This is a genomic window from Succinatimonas hippei YIT 12066 (assembly GCF_000188195.1).
In the GTDB taxonomy this organism is placed as follows: Bacteria; Pseudomonadota; Gammaproteobacteria; order Enterobacterales; family Succinivibrionaceae; genus Succinatimonas; species Succinatimonas hippei.
Window position 1 is genome coordinate 1 of sequence record NZ_GL830952.1, and the last position, 6,634, is coordinate 6,634.

A 6,634-nucleotide genomic window follows, 5' to 3' on the forward strand; every position below is an offset into this window, starting at 1 on the left:
GCGATAAGGAAGTCATTACGCTTGCAATTGTCATTATCAATGAAAACAAGGATGAGACGCATGGACCTGTGCGTGAAGTGGCGGCAATTGAAGAGGCTTAGCGTGAAGCTGATTTTTTAATATTTTTGGGTATGAATTAAAAAAACAAAATCCGTTTTTTAACTTTTTGTAGCAAGTCTTGCAGTTTTTCACTATTATGAAAAAGTTACCAAGAAGAGCTTAAAAAATGATTTTAAAATTTTCAAAAATGCACGGCCTCGGCAATGACTTTATGGTTGTAGACGGGGTTACTCAAAAAATTTTCTTCAGTCCTGAATTAATCAAACGTTTGTCAGACAGACATTTCGGTGTGGGGTTTGATCAATTGCTTTTGGTAGAACCTCCTTACGATCCTGAAGTTGATTTTCATTACAGAATCTTTAATGCCGACGGATCCGAGGTTCAGATGTGCGGAAACGGCGCACGCTGTTTTGTGCGTTTTGTTGTGGATCACGGATTGACCAATAAGCGTGATATTAAGGTCAGCACGGTTTCGGGAGTATTACGTCTTAAATTAAACAATGATGATTCGGTTACCGTTAACATGGGGGTTCCGCAGCTTGATCCTGAGAAACTTCCTTTTAAAGCAGAGGCTCAAAGCGAATCATATGAGTTATGTGTAAAAGGTTTTGATGCAGTAACAATCGGTGCAGTATCCATGGGAAATCCCCATGCCGTAATTAATGTTAAAGACGTTAAAACCGCTCCTGTCCATGAGCTTGGATCTTTAGTTGAAAAACATGAACGTTTTCCGGAAAAAGTTAATGTCGGCTTTTCGCAAAAAGTAAATGATCATGAGATTAATTTACGCGTATTTGAACGTGGCTGCGGGGAAACTTTAGCTTGCGGTACCGGAGCTTGTGCGGCGGTCGTTGCCGGAATCGTTCAGCATCGGCTGGTCTCTCCGGTGAAGGTCAATTTGCCCGGAGGCAGTCTTAATATTTCATGGGATGGAAAAAATTCTCCCGTAATGATGTCAGGACCTGCCGTTTTGGTTTATGAAGGACAAATTGTTATTTGATGGATGAGCTTGAAAGGGACGCTGACTCCTTTATTGCGTATTTGTCTAATGAAAAACGCTCCGGTCCTAATACTGTGGCATCTTATGACAGGGTGCTGCGCAAGGCTCTTGTCTCTTTAAAATACAATTTCCCTCAGCTGAAAAGCTGGTCGGAAATCGGCGAAAAAGAGATGCGCTTTTTATTAAAAGAATTTAATTTCAGCTTTGATGCCGAGCGTTTGTCTTCGGTATCGGTGGCGCATGACATTTACGCTTTGAGTTCTTTTTTTAAATTTTTAATTAAAAAAAAGAAATTATCATCCAATCCTTGCTCTTTGATTCATGCACCTAAAGTAAGAAAACCCTTACCGAAAGTTTTATCGTCTAATGAAATTGATCAGCTTTTTACAGTCGATCCTTCGTCTCCCAAGGAAATAAGAGATAGAGCCATTGCTGAATTACTTTTTTCTTCAGGACTTCGCGTGGGAGAGTTGGTGGCTTTAAATTTAGGCGATTTAGATGAAACTGCGCAGGAAGTCAGAGTTTTCGGTAAAGGAGGAAAAGAACGTTCCGTTCCGGTCGGTTCTCAGGCTTTAAATTGGATCCGTATTTACTTGAAAGTAAGAGATGCTTTTAATCCTGAAGATACGGCACTATTTTTAAATCGTTTCGGCAGACGAATGACTACCAGAGCTGTGCAGCAGAATTTAGATAAGCTTGCGTCTAAATCCGGTCTTAGCATTAAAATTTCTCCGCATAAATTGCGGCACTCTTTTGCTACTGAGCTTTTAGGCAACGGCGCTGATTTGCGTATGGTACAGGAAATGCTGGGGCACTCAAGTCTTGCCGCTACTCAGGTTTATACGCATATAAACTTTGCTAAACTGCAGGAAATCTTCAGTAAAGCCCATCCTCGTGCCAAACTTCATAAGGAGGAGTCATGAAGTTTTTTAAAAAGTTCGACGTAACTAAAGTTAAGGCTCTTTCCTTTGATCTTGATGATACTTTGTACGACAATCATCCTGTTATTAAGCGTGCCGAAGAGATTTTTGCCGTTTATTTACAAAACCGTTACCATTTGCCGCAAGGTTTCGGTACGGATTCTTTTTGGTCTTCAATGAAGCTTGCGCTAGGTTTTAAGCATCCTGAATTTAAAGAAGATGTGACCAAGCTTAGAGTTCATACTCTATACGAGGGCTTTAAAGCGCTAAATCGCCCTTTGCCGCGGGGAATGAAAGAGGCTGAGGAGTTAGTGGCTTACTTTGTGTCGATACGCTCTAAAGCTAAAGTTCCCGCTTCTTCTTTTAAGCTGCTCACTGAGCTGCGCAAGCATTATCCTGTTGCAGCTTTGTCAAACGGCAACTCGGATTTGAAAATTTCCGGTCTTTTTCAATCATTTGATTATAATTTAAGGCCGAGCTTTTTAGGCCTTAAGGCAAAGCCGCATGCCGATTTATTTAATGCGTATGCCTCAATGCTTAACATCAAGGCTGAAAATATTCTGCATATCGGGGATGAGCCTTATTCCGACGTGCACGGCGCTGTTTATGCCGGTTGTCAATGTGCGTGGCTGTATCGGGGCTTTGCAGGAGATTCTCCCGGTTTTAGCGAAATAAGAGTGCTGCCCCAAGTTGCCTTATCTAATCTTTGTGAACTTAAAGAATTACTTAATATTTAACAATGTCCACGTCCATAATTGATCCGCTTAATAAAGAACAGAAAGAAGCGGTATCCGCTCCTTTGTCCAATATTTTGGTTATTGCAGGAGCAGGTACAGGCAAAACCAGGGTTTTGGTATCGCGCATTGCCTGGCTTTTACAGGTGGAAATGCTTTTGCCGCGTGAGGTTTTGGCTGTAACTTTTACCAACAAGGCAGCAAGAGAAATGCGTGAGCGCATTGAGCTTATTATGGGGCACTCGGTCGACGGTTTATGGGCAAATACTTTTCATTCTTTCAGTTTAAGAATTTTGCGCAATTATGCAAAACAGGCCGGTTTGCTGCCTGATTTTACCGTGCTTGATACGGATAATCAGAAAAAGCTTATAAAACGCATTTTAAAAGAAGAGTTAAATGTCGACATTAAAAAGTATGAACCGGGAATGATTGCCGATCTTATTTCGGATTTTAAGGAGAACGGTTTACGCTTTGCCGCGGTTGCGTCATTGGCGGAAAATATAAATCAAAAAGCCGATCCTGTTTTGCTTAAAGCTTATGAAAGTTATGAAAAAACCTGTCAGCGCGAAAATCTTGTCGATTTTTCCGAGCTTATTTTACGCGTTGTAGAGCTTTTGCAAAACAATGTCGGGGTAAGGGAGCTTCTGCAACATCGTTTTAAGCAGATTTTAGTTGATGAGTTTCAAGATACTAATGCTTTACAGTTTAAATTATTGAAGCTGCTTGTAGGTCCTGATACCGATATTATGGCCGTAGGCGATGATGATCAGTCAATTTACGGCTGGCGCGGAGCCGACAGCGGCAATATGCAGAAATTTTGCGATGAGTTTGCTCCGGTTACAAAGATAAAACTTATTGAAAATTACAGATCACGACAGAATATTTTGGATTTAGCCAACGTCTTGATTGCTCATAACAGTGAACGTTTGGTTTTAAAAGAATTGCACGGAAACAGAGGGCGCGGCGGTCCTGTCGAGATCCGCAGCTTTGCAAATGCTCATGCTGAAGCCGAAGGTATAAGACGTATTATCAGAATCTTAAAAAATAACGGGGTTCAATATAAAGAAATAGCTGTTTTATATCGCAATAACCGACAATCATCATTAATTGAAACGGAGCTGGGTAATTACGGCATCCCTTATGTGGTTTTAGGAGGGATGCGCTTTTATGACAGGGAGGAAATTTTAAACGCGCTTGCCTATGCTAAGGTGATAATTAATCAAAATGACGATACTTCATTGCTGCGCATTATCAATGTTCCTTCAAGAAAGATAGGTCCTGCTGTTATCAGGGAGCTAAGCGCTGTCGCCAAAGAAAGAGGTATTTCTTTATATGCCGCTTTAAAAGAAGTTTATAAGTACGTTGAAATTGATAAGAAAACCGATAATAAAGCTTTAGTAAAACTCGCTAAAAAGATTAGTGAGTTTTACTCTTTGATTGAAAATCTGAAAAAGCAAAAAGATAACGATTTGCAGGATTTTATGAAAAATCTTATCGAGCAGACCGGTCTTCGTGAGTATTATCAGTTAAAGGATGAAAAGGAACAAAATAAATTTAAAGACAATATGCGCGAGGAAAACCTCCTTGAGCTTGTAAATAACGCGCATATTTTTAATAAATCTTACGAAAGAATGTTTGCCGATGTTAATGAGGAAGAAGCACAAATCTCTCCGCTTACGGCTTTTATTTCCAATATCACTTTAATCGGATCAGGTGAAATGGATGAAAAAGGCAGTACCGATGAGATAGATGAGGGCGCGGTACGACTGATGACGATACATTCGGCTAAAGGGCTTGAGTTTAATGTCGTTATAGTCGCTGGGATGGAGAAAAATATTCTTCCTTCCGTCAGGTCTGAGAAAAATAAGGATGAAGAACGTAGGCTTGCGTATGTGGCGATTACCAGGGCAAAGGAAAAGCTTGTTCTTACTTATGCCATGAAACGTTACAATTTTGCGCAAGAGCTTGAAACAACGGGGGCTTCACCGTTTATAGAAGAGATTATTTCAGGTTTTGATGATGAACTTAAAGCTTTGCCTTATAAATATGTTAATAATCAGAATATGTTGTGACAGCTAAAATAAGCTTTAAGACGGAAATTTTTTGTTTTAACGTAAAAGTGTGATATTATCAGCTCCGTTAACTTTTCCTGTTGGGAATATGCATAGAGCTTGTTATATAAGCTTGTTTTGAAGGCATGTTCATTTCGAGACAAGGTTCAGAGTTTGCCTCGGATGATGTCAGGTGGTTTGTGGTGCGAATCGTTTGGCTGTTGGCAGGAAACAAGTGCGGATTATTTCGGATCTGTTCGGTTCTTTAATGCCGGCTTGGCGGTTGACAGTTTCCCTTGATTTCGGATTTCTTAACATATTCCTGTATGTTAATTAGCAATTTTCACCATTAATAACTGATATTACGCATCCCCTGCGTTTTTGATTTTAATATGAATCTTACTCAACTTAAGAATACTCCCGTTGCACAGCTCGTTGAAATGTGCGATCAGGCCGGTATTGAGAATACCGCGCGTCTTAACAAAAAAGAAATCATTTTCCAGCTTTTAAAATTGTGCGCCCGTACCGGTGAAGATATTTTCGGTGAAGGCGTAATTGAAATCTTGCCTGACGGTTTCGGTTTTCTGCGCAGTGCCGATTCTTCATATCTTGCCGGTCCCGATGATATTTATGTATCTCCAAGTCAAGTAAGACGTTTCAATCTCCGAACCGGCGATTCGATTTCAGGCAAAATCCGTCCGCCTAAAGAAGGGGAAAGATACTTTGCCTTACTTAAAGTCGATTCCATTAATTACGAAAAACCCGAAAACGCCCGCAATAAGATCCTATTTGAAAACCTCACTCCTTTATTTGCCGATACCAGAATGCGCTTAGAGCTCGGCAACGGTTCTAAAGAAGACATTACCGCCAGAGTTATTGATTTAACCGCACCTATCGGTAAAGGACAGCGCGGTCTTATCGTCGCTCCTCCTAAAGCCGGTAAAACCATGCTGCTGCAAAACATTGCGCATTCTATTGCCGTAAATAACCCTGAGTGCACTTTAATTGTATTGTTAATTGATGAGCGTCCTGAAGAAGTCACCGAAATGCAGCGTATGGTTAAAGGTGAAGTCGTTGCTTCAACCTTTGATGAGCCTGCTACACGTCACGTTCAGGTAGCCGAAATGGTAATAGAAAAGGCTAAACGACTTGTCGAGCATAAGCATGATGTGGTTATTTTAATGGACTCTATAACCCGTCTTGCCCGCGCTTATAACACAGTGGTTCCAGCATCCGGAAAAGTATTAACCGGCGGTGTTGACGCCAATGCCTTGCAGCGTCCTAAGCGTCTGTTCGGTGCAGCTCGTAACGTTGAGGAGGGTGGCAGCCTTACTATTATTGCTACTGCTTTGATTGATACCGGATCAAAGATGGATGAAGTGATTTACGAAGAGTTCAAGGGAACCGGCAATATGGAATTGCATTTGTCCCGTAAGATTGCTGAAAAACGCGTCTATCCGGCAATTGACGTAACTCGTTCCGGCACTCGTCGTGAGGAGCTGTTAACCACTCCTGATGAACTACAGAAGATGTGGATTTTGCGTAAGTTCGTACATCCTATGGGTGAAATCGAGGCTATGGAATTTTTAATTGATAAATTATCCATGACCAAGACTAACGAGCAGTTCTTTGAAGCGATGAAACGTGCTTAATTTTTTATGATTAAGATAAAGTCCTAATCACTTGGCTGATTAGGACTTTGGATATAAGAATAAAAAGCTAGCAAGTAAAATGTTTTATAATCGACCGTGTAGGTCTCAGATCATATTTTATAACTACTTAATTTCTCTCTTCCGGCAAAGTGTTAACGACTTATTTGTTTGAGATATCCTCACCGGACTAAAGGCCGATGATTCCTACCGCTAAACA

The 6,634-nt window shown here is 40.8% G+C and carries 5 protein-coding genes; all 5 read left to right on the top strand.

All coding sequences use genetic code 11. The annotated features are described in order from the left end of the window. The first annotated feature begins 226 nt into the window (after nt 1-226). The gene (gene dapF / locus HMPREF9444_RS01625; RefSeq protein WP_009142578.1) at nt 227-1,060 is read left to right on the top strand and encodes a diaminopimelate epimerase; all 834 of its coding nucleotides are present in this window, start codon (nt 227-229) and stop codon (nt 1,058-1,060) included. Further along, nucleotides 1,060-1,983 (top strand): tyrosine recombinase XerC, encoded by a 924-nt coding sequence (locus HMPREF9444_RS01630; protein WP_009142579.1) that lies wholly within the window; start codon nt 1,060-1,062, stop codon nt 1,981-1,983. The genes dapF and HMPREF9444_RS01630 overlap by 1 nt, the downstream gene beginning before the upstream one ends. Beyond that, a complete protein-coding gene (locus tag HMPREF9444_RS01635) occupies nt 1,980-2,717 on the top strand; it encodes an HAD-IA family hydrolase (RefSeq protein ID WP_009142580.1) in 738 nt (245 codons plus the stop codon). Before HMPREF9444_RS01630 ends, HMPREF9444_RS01635 begins: the two co-directional genes overlap by 4 nt. Nucleotides 2,718-2,719: 2 nt before the next feature. After that, nucleotides 2,720-4,786 carry an ATP-dependent helicase gene (locus tag HMPREF9444_RS01640; RefSeq protein WP_009142581.1) on the top strand — a complete coding sequence of 689 codons (2,067 nt, stop codon included), beginning with the start codon at nt 2,720-2,722 and terminating at the stop codon, nt 4,784-4,786. Between the two features lie 371 nt (nt 4,787-5,157). Next, nucleotides 5,158-6,417: a transcription termination factor Rho gene (gene rho, locus HMPREF9444_RS01645; protein WP_009142582.1), complete on the top strand. Its 1,260-nt coding sequence runs from the start codon at nt 5,158-5,160 to the stop codon at nt 6,415-6,417. The last annotated feature ends 217 nt before the right edge of the window (nt 6,418-6,634 follow it).